The sequence below is a fragment of the Streptococcus dentiloxodontae genome, assembly GCF_053206925.1.
Window position 1 is genome coordinate 1 of the sequence record NZ_JBRUHR010000004.1, and the last position, 24,818, is coordinate 24,818.

Below are 24,818 nucleotides of genomic sequence, written 5' to 3' on the forward strand. Positions count from 1 at the left end.
TGGCTTTCGAAACTTCAAAAACTTTAAAACTAAAATTCTTATCGCTTTGAACATGCAAAGAGAGAGAACCAATCTGATTCTCTCTCGTGCTTAGTTATAAGTCACCCACTACAGTTGACAAAGAGCCGTTTAAATCCTGCTTTTTGTTCTGTTCTAATTAATATTTTCCCATTGCCAATTTTGAACTTCTGGGATATCATCACCATTTTCACGGATATAAGCTGTATGGTAAGCCACTTTATCATCCATTTCTTGAGCAAAGGCTTGCGCTTCCTCACCAAGCACTGCCTGTGCAGCATCTTTAGCAATATGGAATCGATCCATCTCTGAGAGAACACGCATGTCAAATGGTGTTGTGATGTCGCCATTTTCACGATAACCATGAATATAAACATTATGATTGGTACGATTGAAGAAAAGATCACGAATTTGGCCTTCATAACCGTGATAAGCAAAGACGATTGGTTTATCTGTTGTGAAGAGTTGGTTGAAGACTTCATCTGTCAAACCACGTGGATCAACCTTAGGTGAACGCAGTTTCAAAATATCAACGACATTGATAAAACGAATTTTGATATCAGGGAAAGCTTTGTGCAAGATTGAAATACCGGCAAGAATCTCCAAGTTTGGCTCAGTACCAGCTGCTGCAAAGACAACATCGGGTTCCCCGCCCTTATCATTTGATGCCCAATCAATAACTTTGTAACCTTCGCGCACAAGTTCTTCTGCTTCTGCTACAGAGTAGAACTGCGGACGTGGGTGTTTAGAGGTGACGATGACATTAACCTTGTCTTCGTCTGCCAAAGCATGTTCCATGACAGCAAAGAGTGAATTGGAGTCGGCTGGTAAATATTCACGAATATACTCAGGTGTTTTTTCAGCTAAATGTGTCAAAAGCCCTGGATCTTGGTGGGTATAACCGTTGTGATCCTGTTGAAAGACAGTTGAGGTCGCAATCAAGTTTAGAGATGGGTAGTTCTTACGCCAATCTGTGTGCGTCTTAGATTTGCGCAGCCATTTGAAATGCTGAGTAATCATAGAATCAACGACACGCAGGAAAGATTCATAAGACGCAAAGAAACCATGGCGCCCCGTCAAGACATAACCTTCCAAGAAGCCTTCTGCCTGATGTTCTGACAGTTGTGAATCAATAACACGACCTGCTGGTGACAGCCATTCATCATAGGCTTCATCACGCGGTGCCAGCCATTGACGGTTAGTTGCTGTAAAGACATTATTGAGGCGGTTAGATTTGGTTTCATCTGGTCCAAAGATACGGAAATTATCTGGATTAGCTTTAACAAGGTCAGCTGCGTAGTTCCCGAACTCAATCATATCCTGCTTTTGAACAGCCCCAGGCGTTGAGGTATCAATGGCATGCTTACGCCAGTCTGCAAGGTCAAGCTTCTTCACAATACCGGCATTAGTCACTGGATTCATAGACATACGGCGATCACCTTTTGGTGAGATGGCACGGATGTCTTCTTTGACATAGCCCTTCTCATCAAAGAGCTCTTCAGGTTTATAGGAATTGAGCCAGCCAGTCAGAGAATCAATGTACTCCATATGACCTGCCTCTACAGGAATTGGAACTTGGTGCGCACGGAAGCCCCCTTCGATTGGTTCGCCATTCCATTCTTTAGGACCGGTCCAGCCTTTTGGAATGCGAACAATCAGTACTGGCCAAACAGCCTGACTAGCTTCAGAAGCTGGCTGCTTGCGGGCTTCTTCTTGAATAGCCTTGATTTCTTCAATCACTTTATCCAAGGTCTCAGCCATTTGTCCATGAATAACATCTGGATCTGAACCTTCCACAAAATAAGGTTTCCAACCAAAGCCATTAAAGAGCTGGGTCAGTTCTTCATCGGTCTTGCGAGCTAGAATTGTTGGATTGTGAATTTTGCCGCCGTTGAGATAAAGAATCGGTAAAACAGCACCATCATTGACCGGATTGATAAAGGTGTTCGAGAACCAGCCTGCATTGAGAGGTCCTGTCTCAGCTTCACCATCACCAATGACAGTCGCTGCAATCACGTCTGGATTGTCAAGAATAGCACCCGTGGCATGTGACAAAGCATAACCAAGCTCACCGCCCTCATGGATAGAACCAGGTGTTTCAGGAGCTGCGTGAGAGGCAATACCGCCTGGGAATGAAAAGATCTTGCAGAGCTGTTTGAGTCCAGCTTCGTCCTGAGTAATCTCAGGATAACGTTCTGTATAAGAGCCGTCAATATAAGAGTTGGATACCATAACCTGTCCGCCGTGCCCAGGTCCTTCGATATAAAACATATCTAAATCATATTTATTAATAGCACGGTTGAGGTGAGCATAGATAAAGTTTTGTCCGGAAATCGTTCCCCAGTGTCCAATCGGATGAACTTTAACATCATCCTTAGTTACCTCACGGCGAAGAAGGGGATTATCCTTCAAATACATCTGAGCCACAGAAATATAGTTGGCTGCTCGCCACCAAGCATCCACCTTATCAAGGTAGTCTTTGCTATCATAATTTGTCATTATTTTCTCCTTTGTTTGACTGGTTATTTCCTTTTTTAAACGATTGATATTTTAGAGTTTTTCTTGATCTGAAATCTCAAGAGACTTATCATTTATTCAATAGAAAACCTGACCAAACAAGCCAAGTAAGGATTGCATCCAATAGCAAACTTGCTTAGTCAGGAAAGTTTTATTTTAAACCTTTGACAGTTTCAATAACATTATCAACAGTAAAGCCATAATTTTCAATGACTTGAGCGGCTGGTGCAGAAGCACCGAACTTATCAATACCAATAACAGCACCATCGAGACCAACGTATTTATACCATGGCTGGGTTGCTGCCATTTCAATCGCTACACGTTTGCGGACTGCATTTGGCAAGATAGCTTCTTTGTAGTCATCTGATTGAGCATCAAAGAGATCTGTGGAAGGAACAGAGACAACACGTACTTTTTCACCTTGAGCGGCAAGTTCCTTAGCTGCTTTGACGGCCAAGTTTACTTCTGAACCTGATGCCAATAAGATTGTATCAAAGTCAGGTCCTGATTCATAGGTCACATAAGCACCTTTAGCGACAGAGGTAAAGCTTGAACCTTCTTCAACTTCCAAGTTTTGACGTGTCAAAACAAGTGCTGTTGGAGTCGTTTTATTGGTCAAGGCATAGTGCCATGATGCCTGCGTTTCACGCGCATCTGCTGGGCGAAGTACAGTCAGATTTGGAATGGCACGAAGTCCTGACAAATGTTCAATAGGCTCATGTGTTGGACCATCTTCGCCGACAGCGATTGAATCGTGAGTGAAGACATAGGTTACAGGAAGCCCTTGAAGTGCTGACAGACGAATAGCAGCTTTCACATAATCTGAGAAGACAAAGAAGGTTCCGCCGTAAACACGAAGTCCGCCGTGCAGAGCCATACCATTCAAGACAGTACCCATAGCAAATTCACGCACACCAAATTGGATATTGCGGTTAAGTGGATGTTCAGCATCTTGAAGGCCATCTTCTTTGATGTAAGTCATGTTTGAATGAGCAAGGTCTGCTGATCCGCCAAGGAAGGTTGGCAGAACAGCTGCAGCTGCATTGATAGCATCTTGTGATGAGTTACGTGTAGCTTGTGAGAAGCCATTTTCATAAACTGGGAAATCAGCTTCTGTGATGGTTACAGGATCTTCCCCATCAATAATAGCATCAACTTCACGGGCTTCCTCTGGATAAGCTTGGCGGTATTGACCAACCAGATCTGACCAAGCATCGTAGGCTGCTTGTCCGCGATCAGCAACATTTGCTTTGAAATCTGCATAAACTTCTTCTGGCACTTCAAATGGTGCATAGTTCCAATCCAGATTTTGACGTGTTGCTGCTGTTTCTTCCGCTCCAAGAGGTGCGCCGTGAACTGCATTTGTTCCGCCTTTTGTTGGTGCACCATGACCGATAATTGTTTTAATTTCAATCAAACTTGGCTTGCCAGCAGCTTTAGCTTCCTCAATAGCTAAACTAATGGCGTTGACATCTGTGCCATCTTCAACCAAGCTAGTATGCCATCCGTAAGCATCATAGCGTGCACGGATATTTTCAGTAAAGGCATCGTTGGTTTCCCCATCCAAGCAGATATCATTTGAATCGTAAAGTACGATCAATTTATCCAAGTTTTGCTTAGCAGCATAGGATGAGGCTTCGCCTGAGACGCCTTCCATGAAATCTCCGTCACCGGCAATAACATAAGTGTAGTGATCAAAGATTGGATAACCGTCGCGGTTGTATTTGGCAGCCAAGAAGCGCTCTGCTTGCGCAAAGCCAACAGCCGTTGAGATTCCTTGACCAAGAGGGCCTGAAGTTGCATCTACTCCTTGAGTGTGTCCAAATTCTGGGTGGCCTGGTGTCTTAGATCCCCATTGACGGAAGTTTTTAATTTCCTCAATAGGAACATCTTCATAACCAATCAAGTGAAGCAAAGCATAGAGCAACATTGAGCCATGCCCAGCTGACAGGATAAAGCGGTCGCGATTAATCCAGTTTGGTACTTTTGGTGTCACACGAACGTGATTAGTATAGAGACTGTAAGCCATTGGGGCTGCACCCATAACAACGCCAGGGTGGCCTGATTTTGATTTTTCAATGGCATCAACACCAAGGAAACGAATAGCATTAACAGAAAGATTTGACATAATTTTTAACCTCCTATTAGAGTACTTGATTATTCTTTAAAATACCCGCACATCGTGCGATATGCGGATATGGAATTGTTATAAAAGAGTTTGGGACAAAAGTACCCAGTTCCTTATATTTTTGTTATTTTACTTGCAAGCCGCAGTGGTTGAGAGATACTCTGTTGACTTTAGTCAACTCAGAGTTTCCCCTGCACAGTTCATTAGGTACTTTTTGATACTTGCTTTGCAAGTGCCCAAAACAATCCACTGGACTGTTTCAGGTCAGCAACTAGAAACTAGGGCTTGCTGAAAAATCGAATGCTTCAAATTACTGATTTTTGCCCTACTCTCTGATTTTACTGCTTACCCTAGAGACGATAGATGGAATCAAAACTCTAGGTGAATAAGCGGTTAAAATCAATTACAGCAATGCCTTAAATTGAATGTTTGAATCATGTTCAAAGGCATCATCAAATCCACGTGGGTGATGGTATTCAATTCTGTCTTTATCCTGTGGGTAAGTGTATTTACCGCCAACTTCCCAGATGAATGGGTGGAATTGGTATTGAAGACGTTCTTTACGCATTTTCCAAAGCTCAATGATTTCATCTGTTGAAGCCATGAAGTTAGACCAGATATCGTAGTGCACTGGGATGATAACTTTAGCACGAAGATTTTCTGCCATACGAAGAAGGTCAATAGAGGTCATCTTGTCTTGGATACCTACTGGATTATCACCATAGTTATTGATGGCAACATCAATGTCAAAGTCTTTACCATGTTTTGCAAAGTAGTTTGAGAAGTGAGAGTCAGCACCATGATAGATAGTTCCGCCAGGTGTTTCAAAGACATAGTTAACAGCTTTACGAGCCATTTCTTCATCTGTTACGGCAAGTCCTTTGAGTTCATCATTATTTTCTTTAGCACCTTCAACTGGCAATGTCACCAGACAAGTACGGTCAAAGGATTCAACAGCTGTCACTTTGATGTCTTTAAATTCAAAGCTTTCACCTGGTTTGATGACAATGATACGATCTTCCGGAACACCCCATTTTTTCCAGATTTCGCCACATTCGTAAGGGCCTACGAATTTGACATGGTCTAATTTTGGATTATTAACAATAGCTGCTGCTGTATTGATGTCAATATGGTCGCTATGGAAGTGAGATACCAGATAGTAATCCAATTCGTTAATAGCAAATGGGTCAATCACCATTGGTTGTACACGAAGGTTTGGCTGCAATTTACGCACACCAGCCATGTTAGCCATTTGGTGGCCCCAAACCATGTCTTTTACTTTTTTAGTAGATTTACCGCGGTTTGACCACAGGTCCATCACCACATTAGCTCCGCCAGGTGTTTTAATCCAAACACCGCAGTTTCCCAGCCACCACATAGAGAAGTTGCCAGCTGGCACGACTTCTTCTTCGATTTCTTCGTTGAGCCAAGTTCCCCATTCTGGGAATGTGCTGAGAATCCAAGATTCGCGTGTAATGTCTTTAACATTAGCCATAGTAAAATTTCCTCCAAAAGAATTATTTAAATATTATTTCTACAGTATCAGTATAGCTCTAAAAACGTTTTCAAAAAAGACCAAGACTCGCACACTTTTGTGTTCACTTTTGTGCTTATTCTGATTTTTTCAATGAATCCTTTTAAAAATTACTCTGTTTTTGAACACAAGCATTCAAAGTAACTATCTTACACGCTAAACTCTTCGATATCATTTTTTAAAACAGCTAAGTCACAAGGGTATTCTAAAGCCAGATATTCCAAATGAGGAAATTGCTCTGCCAATTCTGAAATAACAAGCTCACCAGTGAATAAACTACCGCTGATTTCCGGCTTGCCATCAACAAATTGATAATTTTTACAATGCAGATAGGTCGTTACAGAAGATAATTTTTCTACTGCTGCTGCAATGGGCTGATCCACAAAGACCCAGTTGGCCGTATCAAAGACAAAACTAATAGCAAGCTCAGCTTCTTTGACCAAATCCATAGCTCGTACACAATTAGCAATACCAGCATGAACAGGAGTCTGATTATTTTCTAAACGAATCCCGACTTGATAAGATGCCATCAAGTCTGCTAGCGGCAGCAAAACACTGCTGGTCACAGCACTGACGTCCCCAATATTTAGTTTAACAAAGGGAACCTGCAATTGCTGCGCTTCTGCCAAAATAGTTGATAGTTCTGGATTGAGCCCTTTATCAACAATTAAATCCTCGTTGACACTGTAAAACAAATCAAACGCGTAAGTGTCCGCCTTTTGCCTAATAACAGACAGCTCCTGAGAAATATCTTGCAAAAATTCCCGACGGATTTCTAAACGTTTGATTCCAAAAGAAGCAGCAAGTTCAATCAAATCAGCTTGTGAAACACCTGTATCTAACTGCTCTTTAAAAACAATCGTGTTTAAAATCAAATCTTCTCTTTTCATAAATCCTCCCTCAAAGATTTCAGTGCTGACCAGGCTGGTGCCAGAGCTTTCAGTGATTCCTGATAAACGGTATACTTCCTGCGGTAACTAGCCGCCTCTTTAGCATCTGGAGAGATGCGTGTTTTCACATGAACCATTTGCTCAATAGCTGCACCCAGATCAATCTGGTTGACTGCCTGAAGACCGACAATGGCTCCGCCCAGACCTCCAAGTTCTGAAGCCTCTAAGGTTTCGATTGGCAATTCAAGAATATCTGCAAAAATTTGCATCCAAGCCGATGAATTAGTAGCTCCGCCTGAGAGCCTAATCACTTCAGGTTTCTTACCATTACTTACGATTAATTGGTCTATATGCTGCTTGTGGGCAAAAACAATTCCTTCGTAAACCGCACGAATCATTTCCGACTTAGTTGACGTTGTTGTTAATCCCAGGAAGGAAGCACTAGCGTCTGCAGAAACATTGCTGCCGTATAAGAATGGGAAAAAAATAATATGACTGAAATTAGCATCTGTATTATTCAGAAAAACTTCCAACTCATCATAGATCGAATCTTTTCCTTGCTTTTTAACATTTTGAATTTCCTCAGACATCAGCATTTTCAAAACAGCATCTAAATTCCCTGCTGATGTTGGGCTGCTTCCTTCTACCAAGAAATCTCGGTTAGGATAATAAGAATTCATCTGACCGCTGGCACGGCTTGCAGCTTGCTTGCTAGGATAGGTGTTAATATTCCAAGTTCCAGCAATCACACTAAAGGTTGAAGCATCTACGACTCCCGATCCAATAGCGCAAGCATCAATATCAAACAAACCGCCGACAACAGGGGTACCAGCAGCTAGACCCGTTTGCTGAGCAGCCTGTTCACTAACCCTGCCAACAATCTCAGCACAATCAACCAAAGGAGGCAGCGCAGCTTTTATCTCAGCAATTCCAAAAAAATCTAAAATACGGTTGTCGTAAGTCCCTGTTTGGAAATTAATCCAATGATTACCAGAGGCATCGCCATATTCCTGATTGATCTGCCCCGTCAATTTATAGCGAACATAGTCCTTGGCCGATAAGACAGAACCAATCTGATCATAAACAGCCCTATTATTATCCTTTAGCCACCTTAAAAGAACTGGATTTTGCACTCCGACGACGTGCTGCTGTGTCAATGGCCAAATATCATCTAAACGCTCCTCAAAGGATTCTGCTAATTGTGCTGCACGGCTGTCAACCGAAAGAATTCCCCGCGTAAATTCTTGACCATTTTTATCCAGCACATAAAGACCCTTACCATGTCCGATACAGGCAACAGCATTAATAGCAGATGCTTTTACACCTGTTTTTTCAATAACATCGCCAATAGAAGCACTGATGGCAGACCATGTTTCCAATAAATCTACCTCACGGAAACCCGGCTTATCTTCAATTTTTAAAGTCGCAAATGATGATACCCCTAACTGATTGCCGTTTTCATCAAAAATGATAGCCTTGGTATTGGTTCCGCCGTAGTCAATACTCAAAAAATACTGCATAAGCTTACCTTTCTAATTTCAATAAAAGAAGCGGGTTAAGTGCGCCCTAACCCGTGCTTCTAACCTTTAATATAAATTCAAATCCTTTGTCACAGGATCCTCGGCATCACGCATAGCTTGCACATTCTGAGGTTTAAAGTAAACACGCTCAGCATTATTATAGAAAATATCTTCCAACTCTTCCTGAGTGAAAATATCAACAGCTTCCAGCCAAGTCGCCAGTTCTTCGTAAGTGTTGAAAGTAGCTGACCAAGGGGAATCCGTTCCCCAGATGAGTTTCTTAGCTCCCAAAACCTCCTTAGCAATCTTAATATTCGCCTGAGAATTTGGAAATGGGAAAGTTTCCGGCGCATCAATATCCTGAATGGCTGAAATATCTGTGTAGATATTATCATAATCCTTCCACATTCTCAAATCATTGCGCAGACGATTTGGTGTAGCTGCATGCGGAAATGACAAGTGGCAAACCACAAAGTCAAGTTCTGGATAATAGGTTGCCAAATTTGGAAAGGCCTGCGGCTGATGGCTGATTTGGTCAAAATTACCGTAATCAACTGTCACAACAAAACCAGGATAGTCTGACAGATAGTTGAGAATCTGAGCAATTTTTGGATCCGTATCCAAACGGAAAGGCGTATTGCCATGATAACCATGAATACCGCCACCTTGACTGATTTCAAACTTAATGGCACGAAAACCTAGTTCTTCAACATGACGTCTAACGATGCTCAGTGCGCTATCTGCAAAGGGATCAACCGAGAAAGCACCGATGAAACGATCTGGATAGCGCTTCACAGCAAGATAAGTATAGTAGTTTTGATAACCATGCAGGCTTCCCTGCAAGAGAACAGCCTTATCAATACCATTTTCATCCAAAAGACGCAGGAAAGATTCAGCTGTGAAATCCGTATCACCATAGCCGTCTGGATAAAGTTTAATGAGCTCACCATTATCCCAAATGGTATAACCCGAGCCTAGCGGTGTCATACGTCCATTGCCATTATAACCTGCTGTCGCCGCAACGATATGTGAATGTCCGTCAATTTTTTTCATGAGAATGCCTCCTTATGTTTTTAATCTTCATTCAAAATAATTTTCTCTGCACTGCCTTCAAAGCCACTGTTTTTATCAGCCATTTTTCTAAGGTAACTGTAAATATTTTCGCGGCGTGTGCGAAGAACAAAAAGTGATACCAGATAGATAATAATAGTCAAACCAATCCAAATAGGATTTCCCGATACCCAAGCAATAAAAATAAGAGTTGTCAGCGGATGAGCAAGGAGATTGAAACTGATAATCATAGCTGCTGTTGATGGTAATTCAATAGGTACATTATTGGCCTGAACTGCTGCGGTATAAATATCAGCTAAATAGCTAGCAGCATACAGTCCAATCGAAAACCAGATGATGCCATTTAAAATGGTCTTTAAAATATTACCTTTTGTAACAGCTACCATTGTTTCGACCATAAAAGGAATGGCAATCAAATCAACAACCGGAAGGGCACGGTTGCCCGGTAAAAAGAGAGCTACCACAACCATAATCGGTACCAAAATCAAACCAGAAATGATAGTTGCAGGCTCACCGTAGCCAACACCATCGTCCACCGCCATAAACCAGCGTTTTTTATCAACCAGTGAAGTTCCTTCCTCTTCACTTTCTTTTTTCTTGTTCTTTTCAACAGCCTCAGCCAATGGAGCAAAGGCCTGTGCAAAGACACCAGTAATTAATGGAAAAATAGTCATAACAGCAGCAAGAGCAATGGCAAAGTTTAGAATACCTCCCCAAGCTTCAATACTACCTAAATTCTTGATACTTCCAAGAATACCAATAATCAAACCAAGAATAAAACCAAGAGTCATTGGCTCGCCAAATATCCCTAATTTATTCTTGAGAGAGTCCGGATTTAATTTGACCTTATTAAGTCCAAGTAAATTCCAAAGAGGATCCAAAAGGAGAGCCGGAACAACTGATTCAATATTATGAATAGAGTTTACGGTTGCATTTTTAACACCAAAATAATCTGACCAGCGATCCGCTACTGTTTCGGATAGAATTAAGGAATACAGCAAAACAAAGATCATAAAGGCAAATGACAGAATAAAATTATGAGTTACTTGGTAAGCCAATGTCCCCCAAATCATGTAACCAAAGTTATTCCATAGATTGGCCGGTGTAAAGACACGAGTGATGCCGACAAAAAACAACACAACTTCTATCACCAGACCGATGACAAAGAAAGAAAGACCGATAGTCGAAGAAAATGCCGTCAAAGAACCCGTCTGCCAGCCAATATCAACAATTGGCAGATTAAGTCCGGTTGAAGCAACCATCTGCTGAATGTACTTAGTCACCATAGGAGAAAATGCTGTAATAATCCAGCTAAAACCAGTCAAACCAACTCCGGCACGCAGGGCACAAAAAAGTGCTTTCTTAGGATTGACTTTCAAACACAAACTGACAATAAAAATCATGATGGGAACAACGGTTGCCGCTCCGAAAACATCAAAAAAGTTTTTTAAAGCTTCCAACATATAGACTTACCTTTTTCTAATTTATAGTAATATTAAGCGCTTACAATACTCTGCAAAATAAGAGAGCTGAATGCTATCAAAGAAGACAGCACCTAGCCCTTAACCTTAAGAGTATTAATTATTTGTTAACCACATTAACCGGATTGCCATTGAAGAACTGAATCAGGTTATCTGCTGCTTCTTCCGCCAGAATACGGCGGCCTTCAATCGTACCTGTCCCAGCGTGCGGCGCCATAATGACATTGTCAAGAGCACGAAGCTCAGCAGAAACCTCCGGTTCAAATTCAAAGACATCAAGACCAGCGCCTGCGATTTCGCCAGTTTTCAGCGCTTCAGTCAAATCAGCCTCAGATACAATCGGGCCGCGCGCTGCATTGATGAGATAGCTGCGGTTCTTCATTTTCTTAAAGACTTCTTTGTTGAACTTATGCTTGGTAGATGGCAAAGCTGGCGCATGGATGGTCACAACATCAGCTGCTGCTGCCAACTCATCAAATTCGACATAGGTCACGCCCAGCTCTTTTTCCTTGTCTTCAGGCAGTCTGTAGGCATCATTGTAGATGACCTTCATGCCAAAAGCCTGAGCAAAACCGGCCACGGTTGAACCAATCCGGCCAAAACCATAGATACCAAGGGTTGCACCTTCTAAAGACAGCCCTTGATAACGGCGCTCACTTGGGTCAATCCAGTCACCGTTACGGACGATTTTATCGTAGAAAGCCAGACGCTTAACTGTTGCCAAAAGCAGAGCAAAAGTCATTTCAGCAGTCGGCACGCGCACTGCCTGAGGTGAGTTGGAAACAGCGATACCTTTTTCCTTAGCGTAAGCGATATCCACATGGTCAAACCCGACGGCATTAAGAGAGATGATTTCCAGGTTCTTGCCCGCATCAATCATATCTCGGTCGCCTTTTTGCCCCATCAAAAGCCAGCCGTCGTACTTATGCAGGTTTTCAAGGACATACTCCCGTGAGAAAGGCTCACTGTCTGAATAAGTCACATCAAAGGTTTCAAAAAGCTTGGTCAGCCCTTCCTTGGGCACAATACCAGTTACGAGAATTTTCTTTTTAGTCATAACGACCTCCTTTTATTTGCTAAGTTCATAAAGAGCTGCTTCGTGCCGTCCGTTGTTCGCCGAGAAAATATAGGCTTTCCCATTTTTTTCAAAAGCAAGGACATTACTGGAAGCAGAATTGGAATCAATCATCTGCGGAACTATCGCGCCATCTTCCTCTTGGAAAATCATCAAATCAGCCTTACCGGAGCGCCAGCCAAAGATGAAGTAAGGCTGCCCCAACAATTCCCCGCTCCAAATAGCATGGCCAAACTGAGTAGGCTCTAGGTAATGATAAAGCTCCTTGCTAAAATCCTGATTCAAAACTCTGAAAGCATCTCCATGAAAACCTTGGATAATCACATTTTCTTTTTGACCATCATGGTTAACATCGACTTGGACAATATCACTAGTTTCTTCACCGAAAAGAAGATCCAAACGCCAATCTCCAGTATCTGAAAAATCTGGGTAAGTTAACTTGACCACACCTTCGACTGCTGTTATTAGAGAATAGCCTTCTTCTTTGACATCATAATAACCATGATTTTTCAAAAGTCGAAGCGGCAGTTCACGAAGATTGACTAACCGCAAAAGTTCCGGAGCAAACTCTGCGACAAAAACCTTTCCCTTATCCGACCAATCTTCAGTGTAGGCCTTAGAGTTAGCAATCGTACAGCCCACAAAAAGAATCTTCCCATCTTCTTGCGGAATCAAATCAAAACGATGTAAATAAGGAAAATCAGTTAATTTACTGATAGACCACTGACCTTTTTCAAATTTCCCATAAACAATCTGACAGTCTTTTGAGTTGAATCCTGGATAAAATTTCTGCGTGGCTAGAAAATCTAAAGTTCCCGGAACCTGAATGATGCTCATGGTTCCGCCAACGTCCTGCCAAACTACAGACTTTTCAAATTGGTTATTCACATCATAAGCAAAACAAGCCTCTTCGACCTCGGATGCAACTAGAAGATAATCTTTGTCATCTTTAGTTAATCGAGAAACAGCATAGGCTGATGGTAGCTCATCTGCCAAAATTTTTCTAATATCCACCATTCTCTCCTTTCTTTTTAGTGAAACGGTTAACTAACAGGGCAAAAAATATAGATTTAGACCATTAAAATAAGTCCTCAATCTACAAAAAGATTTAACCCTCATTAGTGAATCGGTTAACCTTATCATTATTATAACAATTATCTCACAAAAAAGCAAGCGTTTTCACATTTTTATGTCTAAAATGAATTTCGTAAAACAATATTATTTGCTACCTCTATTAAGTGAGGTGCTGAAGCTGAGTTTTCTTTCTTCAGTTTATCAATCAAATGTTTCGTTGCCACACAGCCAATCTTATAAGAGTCTTGACGAATGCAAGAAACATTAGGATTTAAAACTTCCATCCAATCCAAATCTTCGTAAGAACCTAAGCCAAAATCGTTAGGGTAACGATAGTTTGAGGGATTGATAAGTTTCATAAAAGACAGTAAAGCAGGCCCGTTCATCGTAAAAAAAGCAGGCTTTTTAGGGGAATTTTGATAGGTCTCTAGAATTTCAAAAATGTCGTCCTCTGTTTTTTCAGCACCTAAAATAATCATTTTGCTGGAATCGGAACTAATCGTCTCTTTGAAAGCATCATACCGTAATTCACGTGTTGAGATTCCTTCAATCGGAAAGGTAACAAAATAAATATCTTCATAGCCTGCGGACTTCATCTTAAGAAGAAATTTTTCTGTTGAAGCCTTATTGTCTGAGACAACCGTATCTAGCAATAGTTCCTTAGATTGCCTGTCTACCATCACAACCTGTCTGTTATCCAATGCTTTAATCATAGGATTATCTGCATCAACCGAATCCAAAATAATTCCTGAAACATTTTGCTGACTGAGACGATTTAGGTTCTCTAGCTCCGTTTCAATATCATTGTCCGAATTGGTGAAATTCACCGCATAACCAAACTCTTTACAAGTGTCGTGAATTCCTTTCATCACAGAAGAAATAAAAGGATTGGTAATATCAGCAATCACAACTCCTATCGTTTGAGTGTCTCTAGTTACCAGACTTTTGGCAATACGGCTAGGTTGATAACCTGTGATCTGAATAGCCTCACGAATTTTCTCTTTAGTCTCCAAAGACATTTTTTTATAATTTCCATTAAGATAATAAGAGACTGTTGCCTTAGAAACACCAACTAATTTAGCAATATCACTAATGGTTACATTTTTAAACATCCCATACTTCTCCTATATAGCATTCATTACCTTCATTATAGCATTAATATCTTATTTGACCGAACCGCAAAAAGACTAGAACAGACATCTATAGCATCCCTTCCAGCCTATCTGAATTTACTTGTGAGTATCTCTAAGATTATTCTCAAATAAAATTTCTTGATTAACCAGCTGCTCAATCTTTCTCTGCAGCATATAGCGATCATTTTCATCACGGATATAAGATTTCAAAATAGTATCCAACTCCTGACGAAACGGTGTCTCTATAACTCGGCCATTTGTTTTTGAAAATCTGATTAGCCTAACAATATCATCATTGGTTAAAATCGGACTGACAACAATAGTAGGAAAACAGCAATCAATATTATCACCAGTAGAAATAACAACATCTGTCTGCAAAATATCTATAACACTGTAGAATTGTTCGGATGTAAAAACAGCTTCAATGTCATAATTTGGCAGATAAGTTTGGCATTGTTTTAATAAAAACTTTTGAACACCAAGCCCTTCATCACACACTAGCGTAATACGAAACGGTTTTGTCTCTTGAATTTCATCCGTTAATTCCCCGCCAATATGAACTGCTAGATAAGCAACATCGTCATCTGTCATTGTAATCAGCCAAGCTTTTTCTAAAATATCAACACAATTCTTTGTTTGCGTAAAAAGCTCCCAGTAGTTCTCCTTGATATGTTCAGTTAAAGGGTTTATAGAAGAAATACCATAGGTTTTTCGATAAAGCATAGATTTACAGTGGGCAATCAACTGGTTAAGCAAAGTATCACGATTGCGAAACTGTTTATCATAAAGTGTTTCAAACTTCGCTAAAAACTCATCAATTTGCTGGCGCATTTCGTCATAATCATGACTTTCTACATGATCATCACTGTCTTTTCGGAAAGACAAAACCAACATAGCTACAATAGATTTTTCAAGTTCATCTAGATTGATGCCAAAAGTGTCATATACCCCTTCTGCTAATTCTTTAGCTAGTTTATACTCATGCCGTTCACGCGCCAAAGAAAATTCCCTTGTAGCAAATTCTTTTTCTTCCTCCGATAGGTGCATATTGCGATAAGCACTTAATACGTATGGCAGAGATTTAGCCATAAATTGCAAATCCCGGCTATTAACCTTTTTTCCTAACTTACTGCTCAGTCTCTTAGCATGATTCACAAAATAGTTACGGGCTTGATCTGAGAAATATAAATTATCGGGCGAGAATTCCTTGATTTTAATCTTGACAATCTCATTGAAACCATCACTGCCTTCATAAATAATAGTCTGCAGCAGCTGATAGAAAAACTGAATCTTAGTTAGTGCTGGGCATTCCAAAAAATAGCCGGTCGCTTTATCTACTTGTAAACGGATACCAAATTGTTCCAAAGACAGTTTATGACGAATTTCTTGTAAGTCATTTAACACCGTATTGCGCGAGACATCTGTCAGCTGCATAATTTTTTCGATAGTCACACGGTCCGTTGCAACACCAATATAAATTAACATGAGCTGCATCCGTTCTTCAATACTCATAATATAGGAATAATCATCTAAATCATCCAATAGAGATTGACAGGCTGCTTTTTGTTCCGCATTCAAAACAATTCCAATCCGCGGATAAGATACAATCTGTTCAACATCAGCAGGCAAAGCTTCATTAATTTTATCAAGATGATAATAAATTTTACGACGAGATTGATCCAGATTTTTAGAAATTGCCATAATGGTTTCAGGCTTCTCAAGCTGAATCAAGTAAGCTAACAAATTGGAGCTTTTTTTGTCTAATAATATCATTGTTCCTCACTAATACTACGAATGTAGTATCATTATAGCATAATTTCAATGCGATTAGCATTGAATTGGCCTGCTTGTATTACAGGATCTATTATAGCTGTATCAATAGAGCTAATTTCATAAAGCCATACTTTTTATAAAAAACAGTTTTCTTGCAATATTTTAATACTATGTTAATGAGTCAAATTATCCTGTTCCTGATGATTACGAACAGCAGCAGCGAAAAGGATATTAGCTGGAAGATATATCAACTCAGGAAGCACGAGCTATCGCCCTTAAAGAGGCAGCTGTGGCAGAACAAGACGTAACGAGTCTAAAAGTTACAACAAATGTCCGATATGATAACTTTGGGGAGCCTCTTTATGAAGTTTCATTTGAGCATAATTCTGTTAAATATTATTATGCTATTGACAGTGTTGGAAACATTTATGATGTCAAAACTGATGGAGATTATACAAAGGGATAACTTCTTGTCAGACAAACTTGCAGCAAGAGATATCCAAACATACGATTTAGCTTTTTTGTTCTACTATCTTTAAGGAAAAAGTGTGTGTTTAGTACCTATCCAAACTTTTAACGACTATTTAAAATTATCTCTTAAGTAAAATCAAAAAGCTCAGCCTAGACTGAGCTTTTTCTATAAAGGAAACTTTGCTTAATGCGCATCGCCTTTTTGTCCATAGTAAGCATTTGGACCGTGTTTACGCAAGTAATGTTTGTCCAAAATGTATTGTGGTGCTGGTTCCACACGTGGGTTGATTTGTTCTGTAAAGCGATTCATTTTCGCTACTTCTTCAAGCACAACCGCATGGTAAACAGCCTGTGCTGGATCTTTACCCCAAGTAAACGGGCCGTGATTGCGGACAACAATACCAGGAACAGCTACTGGATCAAGACCGCGGTTGGTAAATTCTTCGATGATAACTGTACCAGTTTCTTTTTCGTAAGCTGAATTCACTTCATCCGCTGTCAATGAACGTGCGCAAGGTACTGGTCCATAGAAATAGTCTGCGTGCGTTGTTCCATAGAAAGGAATATCACGACCAGCTTGTGCCCAGCCAACAGCTTCTGTTGAGTGGGTGTGAACGATACCACCAACTTCTGGCCAAGCTTTATAGAGCTCAACATGGGTTGGCAGGTCAGATGATGGATTGAGATCGCCTTCAACAACATTACCATCTAAGTCTGTCACTACCATATTTTCAGGAGTGAGTTTGTCATAGTCAACACCAGAAGGTTTGATAACAATGAGTCCTGCTTCACGGTCAACCTCTGAAACATTTCCCCAAGTAAATTTGACGAGTCCATGTGCTGGCAGTGATTTGTTGGCATCACAGACACGTTGACGCATTTCTGCTAATGATTTTGCCATTTTTATTTTAACCCCGCTTTCTCAATTAAAGGATAGAGGAAATCTTGCGCTTCTTTGATAGCAGCACGGGTTTCTTCTACAGTTTCACAATTTTCAGACCACATTTCAATCAAGAATGGGCCATTATAATTGGTTTTCTTCAAAACATCAAACATGGCTTCCCAATCCACACAGCCCTGACCAAATGGCACATCACGGAACTGACCTTTGGATTCAGGCGTGACAGGATAGGTGTCTTTGAGGTGAAGAGCTGCGATTGAGCGGTGACCAACAACGAATTCGCTGTAAATGTCATTGTGCCAAGCTGATAAGTTTCCTGTATCAGGATAGACAAAGAGGTAAGGAGAATCAATCTCTTTTTCGACAGCTAGATACTTTTCAATAGAATTGATGAAAGGATCATCCATGATTTCAATGGAAAGAATGACCTGAGCTTCTTCAGCCCATGTGCAGGCCTTACGAAGATTTTTGATAAAGCGTGCACGAGTTTCTGGCGATTTTTCTTCGTAATAAACATCGTAACCAGCCAGCTGGATATTGCGCACCCCAATATCTTGTGCAAACTCGATACATTTTTCCATCATTTCAAGCGCTCTGGCTTCTTTGGCTGGATCATTGGAGCCCAGCGGGAAACGACGGTGACCGCTAAAAGTGATGGTCGGGATGCGAACGCCCGTTTCAAAGATAGCCTTAACCACTTCCAAGCGTTCTTCTTTGGACCAGTCCAAACGTGCCAAGCGTTCATCGCTCTCATCAATGGACAGTTCTACAAAGTCAAAACCAAGTTCTTTGGCAAAGTTTAAACGTTCCAACCAAGTGAAATGTTTAGGCGTTGCCTTTTCATAAATACCAATTGGACGTGCCATAGAACTTACCCCCAGATACGACGGATTTCGTCTTTGAATTCACGCGCTGCTGCTGCTGGATTTTCAGCTTCAGTGATACCACGACCTGCAATAAAAGTGAAGACATCCACACCCTCAAAGAGTTTCAAGGTGTCAACGCTAAGACCGCCCGTTACAGAAACACGGAAGCCCATGTCAACCAATTTTTTAACTTTGTTAAGGTCTTTTTCACCCCATGTTTCACCAGCAAGAAGAGCGTCTCGTGATTGGTGGTAAATAGCTTGTGAAATACCAGCATCAAGCCATTGCTGAGCTTGTTCAAAAGTCCAGTCTCCGTAAAGCTCAATCTGAATTTCACCGCGATCGCCGCGTTCTTCTTTGATGGCTTTAAGAGCTGCTTTCATGGTAGGAATGGTGGCGCAGCAGATACAAGTCATCCAGTCAGCACCGCGTTTAGCATTGTTGGCTGCAACAGTACCGCCAGCATCTGCACATTTTGTGTCGGCTACAATCCATTTATCTGGGAAAAGATTGCGAAGTACTTCAACCAACTCACTGCCGACTTGAAGCAAGCAGACTGTACCTGCTTCAATGATGTCAACTTCTGCACCAACTGAAACGGCAGCTGTGATAGCTCCTTGTAAGTCTGAGTGGTCAAGTGCAACCTGCAAATTTGGGATTTGTTTTGTCATTTCTATCTCCTTCTTTCTAGTATTTTGTAAAAATGTCTCAGTTTATTTTACGAATCCAAGTCAAGTCCTTCAAGATATGGGCTGTTTTTAGATTCTTCAACCATCGCTAAAACTTCTTCTGGTGTTTTAGCATTTACCAAACGTTCAATAGAATTATCCAATTCAAAGAGAGCAATGATTTGTGGGATAGCCACTGAAGTGTGGATCTTTGAGCTTGTTGCAGCTAAGGCAAGAAGAACCTGAACATCTTTGCCGTCTGAGAATTTTACGGGTTCAGTCAACGTCACCAAAGAGAAAGCGTCTCTCTGTACCCCAGCTTCTGGACGTGCATGTGGCATAGCCATGCCTGGCATAAGGATGTAGTAAGGACCATTTTGTTCAGTTGATTCAATAATAGCATGGTAGTACTCTTCTGTTACTGCACCGCTTTCGATCAAAGGTTTTACTGACAAATAAACCGCATCCTTCCAGTCTTTTGCTGTCAAACCAAGACGAATGGAATCATTTTCTGTAAATGCTTGTTTTAAGTTCATATTAATTACCTCTTTTTGTTAAATTACTGTCAAATACAATGGGTGTCCAAGCAAATTGGAACACCCACTATATAGTTATTTCAAAGCTTCTTCCAATTTTGTTTTGATTTCGTTATCATCCATCAAATTATCAAGACCAATGAGTTTGCCGTTTGTACGGCCATCAAGTTCATGAATCAAATGGTTTGAAGCCACAACGATATCATAACCCGAAGCCAAACCTTTAGCTTCTCCGACTGAACATGATGCAGATTCAATGTTTGAAACACCTAATTGACGCAAAGCATTTTCAACTTTCATTTTGATAACCATAGATGAACCCATACCGTTACCACATGCTGTAAGAACTTTAACCATAATATTTTCCTCCAATAATAGATTCTGATTGATAATAACTTACTTTTTCATAATATCCAATTATATATCATTTTAAATATTGACACTAAAGAAAACTTAACTGCCTATCTTTAATATTACTCTTCTGCCTGAGCTTGTCCAGCATAGTAAGCTTCCTTATCTTTTGCTTTAGCAAATTGAATTTGCGGAATAGCAAGTAAGAAGAGAGCAACAAGTGCATAGCCAATAACGCCAGCATATTTGAAGATATAGGCAAATGGTACCCATGGAATATCCAAGTCAATATTTCCGTGATAGCCACCGTAAGCTGCAAGACCAAGAAGCGATACCGCTACTGCACCGATAGCAACTTGAAGAACACCTGAAATAAAGGAAAGGGTCAAAGCTGCTTTCCAACCGCCGCGCTTGTCTGCATAAACCGCAATCGCCGCATTATCAAAGAATACAGGAACGAAACCGGTAATGATAAGCACTGGATTTTTGAAGACAATCAACAGAACAATAGTAATCAATTGACCAATAAGACCTGTTGCAAAACCAAAGAGCACTGCACTTGGAGAACCAAATCCAAAGGCTGCTGCAACGTCAACTGCTGGGAATGAGCCTGGAAGAAGTTTATTGGAAATACCTTGGAAGGCATTAGTTAATTCACCAACGAACATCCGCACACCTTGCATCAAGACAAAGAGATAAACTGAGAATGTAAATGCAGTTTGCACCACATACATATAGAAGTCTTGCTTGGTTGGATCATATAATGTTCCGGTAGTGATAACATCAGCATTAGACATAATATCGGGTCCTAAAATGATTAGGATCGCTCCAAAGAAGACAAGCATCAAAGTTGCAGAAGCAACAACTGTGTCGTGGAAAATGTTAAGAAATGTTGGTAATTTCAGATTGTCTAGGTTTTCTTCTTTTTTACCAAGTTTTGGAGCAACCTTGTCAACAAACCAAATAGCAAATTGCTGTTGGTGGCCGATGGCAAATCCACCACCGCCTGTTAAACGCTGTGTAGGTTCAACAGTCATATTTGAGCTGACTGCCCAGTAGAGACCGCAGATAACACCGATAGCAATTGTTCCGGCAAGAACATTTTTACCAAAGAATGGAATGAGAGCAACCACCATAAGTGTAATTGTTGCTGCTTGTTGCACCATGATGTGACCAGTAATGAAAAGCGTACGAATCTTAGTCACTTTACGAAGCGCAACAAGAGCAATATTGACAAAGAAACCGATTAAAAGTGCTGTTGTAGCAACTCCAATATAATCTGGGAAGTCAGCTGCAATTTTTTCATTAGCAGCAGTCAAACCAAAGTATGGGTCAATAACAGCCGCACCAATATTAAACTTATAATTCAAAGCCGCTAAGATTGGGCGGAAAGTCGTAACCAAACCGGCTGATGCAACGTCCAAGATCATATAACCTACGGTTGCTTTGACAAACCCCGCAAATACATCATACCAAGGTTTTTTCAACAAGGCATACCCGATAAGAACGAGTAGACCGACAAAGAAGGCTGGTTTTTGCAAAATGTTTTGCGAAAACCAATTCAGAATGCCTACAAGAATATCCATAAGACAACTCCTTTTCTAAATAAATTGTTTTTCTTTACATTCCTATTATAGTTTTGGAAGCGTTTTTATAAAAGGCCAAGTCTTACACAGTTTTGTGTTCAAAACTGTGCTGTTCTTTATTTGGAAGATTCTAAATAGATATCATCAGAAGATAACTTACAGTCTTTTTTATTTAGCCCAAAAGCATCATCAAAATAGGGATAACAAGCATGGTTGCCAAAGTAGTTTCGGTTACCATAACAGCTGCGTAATCACTGTCTGCACCATAGAGTCTGGCTACAACAGGAGCATTAGTCATTACTGGCATAGCAGACTGAATAATGAAGACTTCTTTCATTAGAGCTGGCAAGTCTGTCATGACTAAAATTCCCCACATAAGAAGCGGAGCAATAACAAATCGGCCTAATAAAATCAGAACCTGATCCTTGCCTAATGTTAATTGAGACAGCCCTGCCTTTTGTACTGATAAACCAATAAAAATCATGGACAAGGGGGTTGTTAAGTTGCCCAAATACTGTAAATCACTGGCCAAAAACTGCGGCAACCTAATATTAAGCAAAGTCAAGACAAGACCCAGCAAAAAACCTAAAAGAGGAGGGGATAAAATTTTACGCAAACTTTCTCGCCAATCAAGCCTTGTTTCTCCAAAGCCATCACGCTGAATAAGATAGGTCCCGACAGTCCAAAAGAAAGTCGTGTTGCACATGTAGTAGATAAGAACATAAGGGATACTAGCTTCACCAAAAAGCGCCTGATTAATAGGAAGGCCAATAAAGATAGTATTAGAATTAAAAAACATAGAGATAAAAAGACCGCTATGTTTTCTCCTTATGGAAAATAGCTGCGCAAATGCTATGGCGATTCCGAGTAGTATTACCATAGAAAGAGCTGGGTAGCGAATGTTAGGCAGCATTGCTATCAAGTCAGTCGCTGTAAATCTCTGCGTGATTGTATAGACCATATAGCAAGGCAAAGCAATCTGGGTAACCAAACGAGCTAGTAAGGAACGTGAACGGTCATCAAACCAGCCGCGCATTCCTAATGCATAGCCGACTCCAATCATGATTAGCATCACTAAAATTCCAGAAATACTGGTTAAAAAAACAGCCATTGCTCATTCTCCCCTTGTTATTATTAACAGTATAGCATGTTTGAAAACAAGAAAAAAGAGAGTCTATCAAAGCTCCCTCTTTTCAGTTGCTTTGTCTGTAATAGATGGTTGGGGTAAAAATGATTAGCTATGCCTCTTTCAGCCAGCTGCCAAAAAGACTAACCAGACAGAAGATGACGATAAAAATGATAGTAATTGTCGCTGAAGCAGGAGTCTCCCAATAATAAGAAATAAAAATACCAGATAACATACCAAGAAGACCAATTCCAATAGCCCAGAAAATGACAGATTTAAAAGTTTGTCCCAACTTCATGCCAATTGCAGCAGGAAGAATCATAATAGTTGAAACTAACAGTGTTCCTGCGGCCGGAATCATCAAAGCAATGGCAACACCAGTTAAAATGTTAAAAAGGATTGACATCAAACGTACAGGCAAACCATCCACATGGGCGGTATCCTCATCAAATGTTAAGAGATACATGGGGCGGATAAAAAGAAGAGTCAACACTAGAACAAGGGCTGCTATGATAAAGAGCTCTGTAACTTGTTCTTGACTGATTGTAATAACTGAGCCAAAAAGATAAGCGTCCAAACTCATACTGCCGCTACTTGTTTTGCTATTAATAATTAGGGCGACAGCTAAACCCATTGACATCAGGATGGCCGTTGAAATTTCCATATAGTGCTTATAGCTGACACGAAGAAATTCCAAAACCAGAGCAGCGATAGTTACCACAAAAATAGTCATCCAGGTTGTAGAAGTACCGAGAAAAACGCCGATGGCGACGCCTGCTAAAGAAACATGGCTGAGCGTATCACTCATGAGACTTTGACGGCGCAGTATCAGAAAGAGTCCCAAAATCGGTGAAAAAATACTGATAGCAACTACAGCCATAACAGCCCGCTGCATAAAATCATAAGATAAAAGTTCACTAATCACGACCATTCCCCTCTCTGTCTTTTTCATGCACATTAAAACAACGCCAAGGTGAATTTTGATTTCGTACCAGATGAATATTGCGATCTGTATAGTCCTTGACTTCCTCGGGATCATGAGTAATCATTAGGACTGCTTTACCGTGTTTATGGGCAGAATGATGCATTAGCTCATAAAATGTCACAGCCGTTCCTGCATCCATCCCTGTGGTAGGCTCATCAAGCACAAAGATATCTGGATCTGAAGCAAACATTCGTGCGATCACAATGCGCTGCTTTTGTCCACCTGAAAGACTGCCTATTTGTTTCCTGCGATTTTCCCACATTCCAACCGATTCCAAAGCAATCTTGATATGTTCCTCGTCATGCTTGGTCAGACGATGAAACCAACCAGCTCTGGGATAGCGTCCCGATTTGACAAATTCATAGACTGTGCTTGGAAAACCTGCATTGAAACTGGCAATTTGCTGAGGCAAGTAAGCCATACGCAGTTTCTTACCGTCTTTGTTTTTAGAAGAGATACTGACAGTTCCTTTTTTAGGCTTAAGAATACCTAGCGTAGCCTTAATTAAAGTTGATTTAGCAGCTCCATTTTCTCCTGTTAGGGTCACAAATTCCCCAGAATCCAAATGATAATGTATATTGTCCAGAACTGGCTCTGCATCATATTGAAAGTTCAGTCCTTCAACCGTGATATAACGCATATTATTCCTCAATCTTTGACTCTAACTTAAGTAAAAAACGCTCAATAGTCTGAAGTTCTTTGGCATCGAAATCCCTTAGCAGATCACGGTAAACTTCCATAGTTGCTTCATGGTGCTCCCTATGCTCTAAAGCAATAGGCTGAGCTTCCTTTGTTAATTCAAAATACGTTACCCGTCCATCAATGTCATCTTTCCTGCTTTCCAGCATCCCCAATCTGACCAGACTTTTGATAGCTTTGGTTACAGCAGCCTGACTAATATTGAGAATTTTGGCTAACTCTGAATTGGTCTTCTGCCCTTGAGCCAAAAGCATGAGAATGTGCTCTTGAGTATTGGTCATCTTTATGTCACTGCGGCATTGGCCAATTAGAAGTTCATGCTGATTTTCTGCTTTTAAAAGAATTTGATTGATGAGATGATTTAGTTTATCTTCTAGTGTTTCCATATATTTCTCCAATTAATTAACCAGTTAAT

22 protein-coding genes are annotated in these 24,818 nt (G+C 40.6%); 1 reads left to right on the top strand and 21 read right to left on the bottom strand.

Annotation, left to right across the window (positions count from 1 at the left end):
• Nucleotides 1-153: 153 nt before the first annotated feature.
• The 11 genes from ACVRZ8_RS03545 to ACVRZ8_RS03595 form a co-directional block, all read right to left on the bottom strand.
• Nucleotides 154-2,520 carry a phosphoketolase family protein gene (locus tag ACVRZ8_RS03545; protein WP_447448045.1) on the bottom strand — a complete coding sequence of 789 codons (2,367 nt, stop codon included), beginning with the start codon at nucleotides 2,518-2,520 and terminating at the stop codon, nucleotides 154-156.
• A 166-nt stretch (nucleotides 2,521-2,686) separates the two neighbouring features.
• Nucleotides 2,687-4,663: a transketolase gene (tkt, locus tag ACVRZ8_RS03550; protein ID WP_447447943.1), complete on the bottom strand. Its 1,977-nt coding sequence runs from the start codon at nucleotides 4,661-4,663 to the stop codon at nucleotides 2,687-2,689.
• 403 nt (nucleotides 4,664-5,066) lie between these two features.
• The gene (ulaG, locus tag ACVRZ8_RS03555; protein ID WP_447447944.1) at nucleotides 5,067-6,158 is read right to left on the bottom strand and encodes an L-ascorbate 6-phosphate lactonase; all 1,092 of its coding nucleotides are present in this window, start codon (nucleotides 6,156-6,158) and stop codon (nucleotides 5,067-5,069) included.
• 188 nt (nucleotides 6,159-6,346) lie between these two features.
• Nucleotides 6,347-7,087: an IolE/MocC family protein gene (locus ACVRZ8_RS03560; RefSeq protein ID WP_447447945.1), complete on the bottom strand. Its 741-nt coding sequence runs from the start codon at nucleotides 7,085-7,087 to the stop codon at nucleotides 6,347-6,349.
• Nucleotides 7,084-8,607, bottom strand: coding sequence for an FGGY-family carbohydrate kinase (locus ACVRZ8_RS03565; protein WP_447447946.1), 1,524 nt, complete (start codon nucleotides 8,605-8,607; stop codon nucleotides 7,084-7,086). Before ACVRZ8_RS03565 ends, ACVRZ8_RS03560 begins: the two co-directional genes overlap by 4 nt.
• Nucleotides 8,608-8,673: 66 nt before the next feature.
• Nucleotides 8,674-9,660: an amidohydrolase family protein gene (locus ACVRZ8_RS03570; RefSeq protein WP_447447947.1), complete on the bottom strand. Its 987-nt coding sequence runs from the start codon at nucleotides 9,658-9,660 to the stop codon at nucleotides 8,674-8,676.
• Between the two features lie 20 nt (nucleotides 9,661-9,680).
• Nucleotides 9,681-11,141, bottom strand: a complete 1,461-nt coding sequence (locus ACVRZ8_RS03575; RefSeq protein WP_447447948.1) for a PTS transporter subunit IIC — start codon at nucleotides 11,139-11,141, stop codon at nucleotides 9,681-9,683.
• Between the two features lie 118 nt (nucleotides 11,142-11,259).
• Nucleotides 11,260-12,216, bottom strand: coding sequence for an NAD(P)-dependent oxidoreductase (locus ACVRZ8_RS03580; protein WP_447447949.1), 957 nt, complete (start codon nucleotides 12,214-12,216; stop codon nucleotides 11,260-11,262).
• 12 nt (nucleotides 12,217-12,228) lie between these two features.
• The gene (locus ACVRZ8_RS03585; RefSeq protein ID WP_447447950.1) at nucleotides 12,229-13,248 is read right to left on the bottom strand and encodes a hypothetical protein; all 1,020 of its coding nucleotides are present in this window, start codon (nucleotides 13,246-13,248) and stop codon (nucleotides 12,229-12,231) included.
• A gap of 179 nt (nucleotides 13,249-13,427) precedes the next feature.
• Nucleotides 13,428-14,420 (bottom strand): LacI family DNA-binding transcriptional regulator, encoded by a 993-nt coding sequence (locus ACVRZ8_RS03590; RefSeq protein WP_447447951.1) that lies wholly within the window; start codon nucleotides 14,418-14,420, stop codon nucleotides 13,428-13,430.
• 117 nt (nucleotides 14,421-14,537) lie between these two features.
• Nucleotides 14,538-16,214 carry a BglG family transcription antiterminator gene (locus ACVRZ8_RS03595; protein ID WP_447447952.1) on the bottom strand — a complete coding sequence of 559 codons (1,677 nt, stop codon included), beginning with the start codon at nucleotides 16,212-16,214 and terminating at the stop codon, nucleotides 14,538-14,540.
• A gap of 289 nt (nucleotides 16,215-16,503) precedes the next feature.
• Between ACVRZ8_RS03595 and ACVRZ8_RS03600 the strand changes: the two genes are divergently transcribed.
• Entirely contained in the window at nucleotides 16,504-16,680 is a 177-nt protein-coding gene (locus ACVRZ8_RS03600; protein ID WP_447447953.1) for a hypothetical protein, read from the top strand.
• A 189-nt stretch (nucleotides 16,681-16,869) separates the two neighbouring features.
• Here ACVRZ8_RS03600 and ACVRZ8_RS03605 read toward each other — a convergent pair whose 3' ends face one another.
• The 10 genes from ACVRZ8_RS03605 to ACVRZ8_RS03650 all read right to left on the bottom strand — a co-directional run bounded on the left by ACVRZ8_RS03605 (nucleotide 16,870) and on the right by ACVRZ8_RS03650 (nucleotide 24,789).
• On the bottom strand, nucleotides 16,870-17,586 hold the full coding sequence (locus ACVRZ8_RS03605) for an L-ribulose-5-phosphate 4-epimerase (protein WP_447447954.1): 717 nt from the start codon (nucleotides 17,584-17,586) through the stop codon (nucleotides 16,870-16,872).
• A gap of 2 nt (nucleotides 17,587-17,588) precedes the next feature.
• A complete protein-coding gene (locus tag ACVRZ8_RS03610; RefSeq protein WP_447447955.1) occupies nucleotides 17,589-18,452 on the bottom strand; it encodes an L-ribulose-5-phosphate 3-epimerase in 864 nt (287 codons plus the stop codon).
• Nucleotides 18,453-18,457: 5 nt separating this feature from the next.
• Nucleotides 18,458-19,123, bottom strand: a complete 666-nt coding sequence (locus tag ACVRZ8_RS03615) for a 3-keto-L-gulonate-6-phosphate decarboxylase UlaD (RefSeq protein ID WP_447447956.1) — start codon at nucleotides 19,121-19,123, stop codon at nucleotides 18,458-18,460.
• 47 nt (nucleotides 19,124-19,170) lie between these two features.
• Entirely contained in the window at nucleotides 19,171-19,656 is a 486-nt protein-coding gene (locus ACVRZ8_RS03620; protein WP_447447957.1) for a PTS sugar transporter subunit IIA, read from the bottom strand.
• A 75-nt stretch (nucleotides 19,657-19,731) separates the two neighbouring features.
• Entirely contained in the window at nucleotides 19,732-20,013 is a 282-nt protein-coding gene (locus tag ACVRZ8_RS03625; RefSeq protein ID WP_447447958.1) for a PTS sugar transporter subunit IIB, read from the bottom strand.
• A 116-nt stretch (nucleotides 20,014-20,129) separates the two neighbouring features.
• A complete protein-coding gene (gene ulaA / locus ACVRZ8_RS03630; protein ID WP_447447959.1) occupies nucleotides 20,130-21,593 on the bottom strand; it encodes a PTS ascorbate transporter subunit IIC in 1,464 nt (487 codons plus the stop codon).
• A gap of 172 nt (nucleotides 21,594-21,765) precedes the next feature.
• Nucleotides 21,766-22,704 carry an AEC family transporter gene (locus ACVRZ8_RS03635; RefSeq protein WP_447447960.1) on the bottom strand — a complete coding sequence of 313 codons (939 nt, stop codon included), beginning with the start codon at nucleotides 22,702-22,704 and terminating at the stop codon, nucleotides 21,766-21,768.
• Between the two features lie 127 nt (nucleotides 22,705-22,831).
• Nucleotides 22,832-23,644, bottom strand: a complete 813-nt coding sequence (locus ACVRZ8_RS03640; RefSeq protein WP_447447961.1) for an iron chelate uptake ABC transporter family permease subunit — start codon at nucleotides 23,642-23,644, stop codon at nucleotides 22,832-22,834.
• Nucleotides 23,637-24,344, bottom strand: a complete 708-nt coding sequence (locus tag ACVRZ8_RS03645; RefSeq protein ID WP_447447962.1) for a metal ABC transporter ATP-binding protein — start codon at nucleotides 24,342-24,344, stop codon at nucleotides 23,637-23,639. Before ACVRZ8_RS03645 ends, ACVRZ8_RS03640 begins: the two co-directional genes overlap by 8 nt.
• Before the next feature lies 1 nt (nucleotide 24,345).
• A complete protein-coding gene (locus ACVRZ8_RS03650; protein WP_447447963.1) occupies nucleotides 24,346-24,789 on the bottom strand; it encodes a zinc-dependent MarR family transcriptional regulator in 444 nt (147 codons plus the stop codon).
• Nucleotides 24,790-24,818 lie beyond the last annotated feature (29 nt).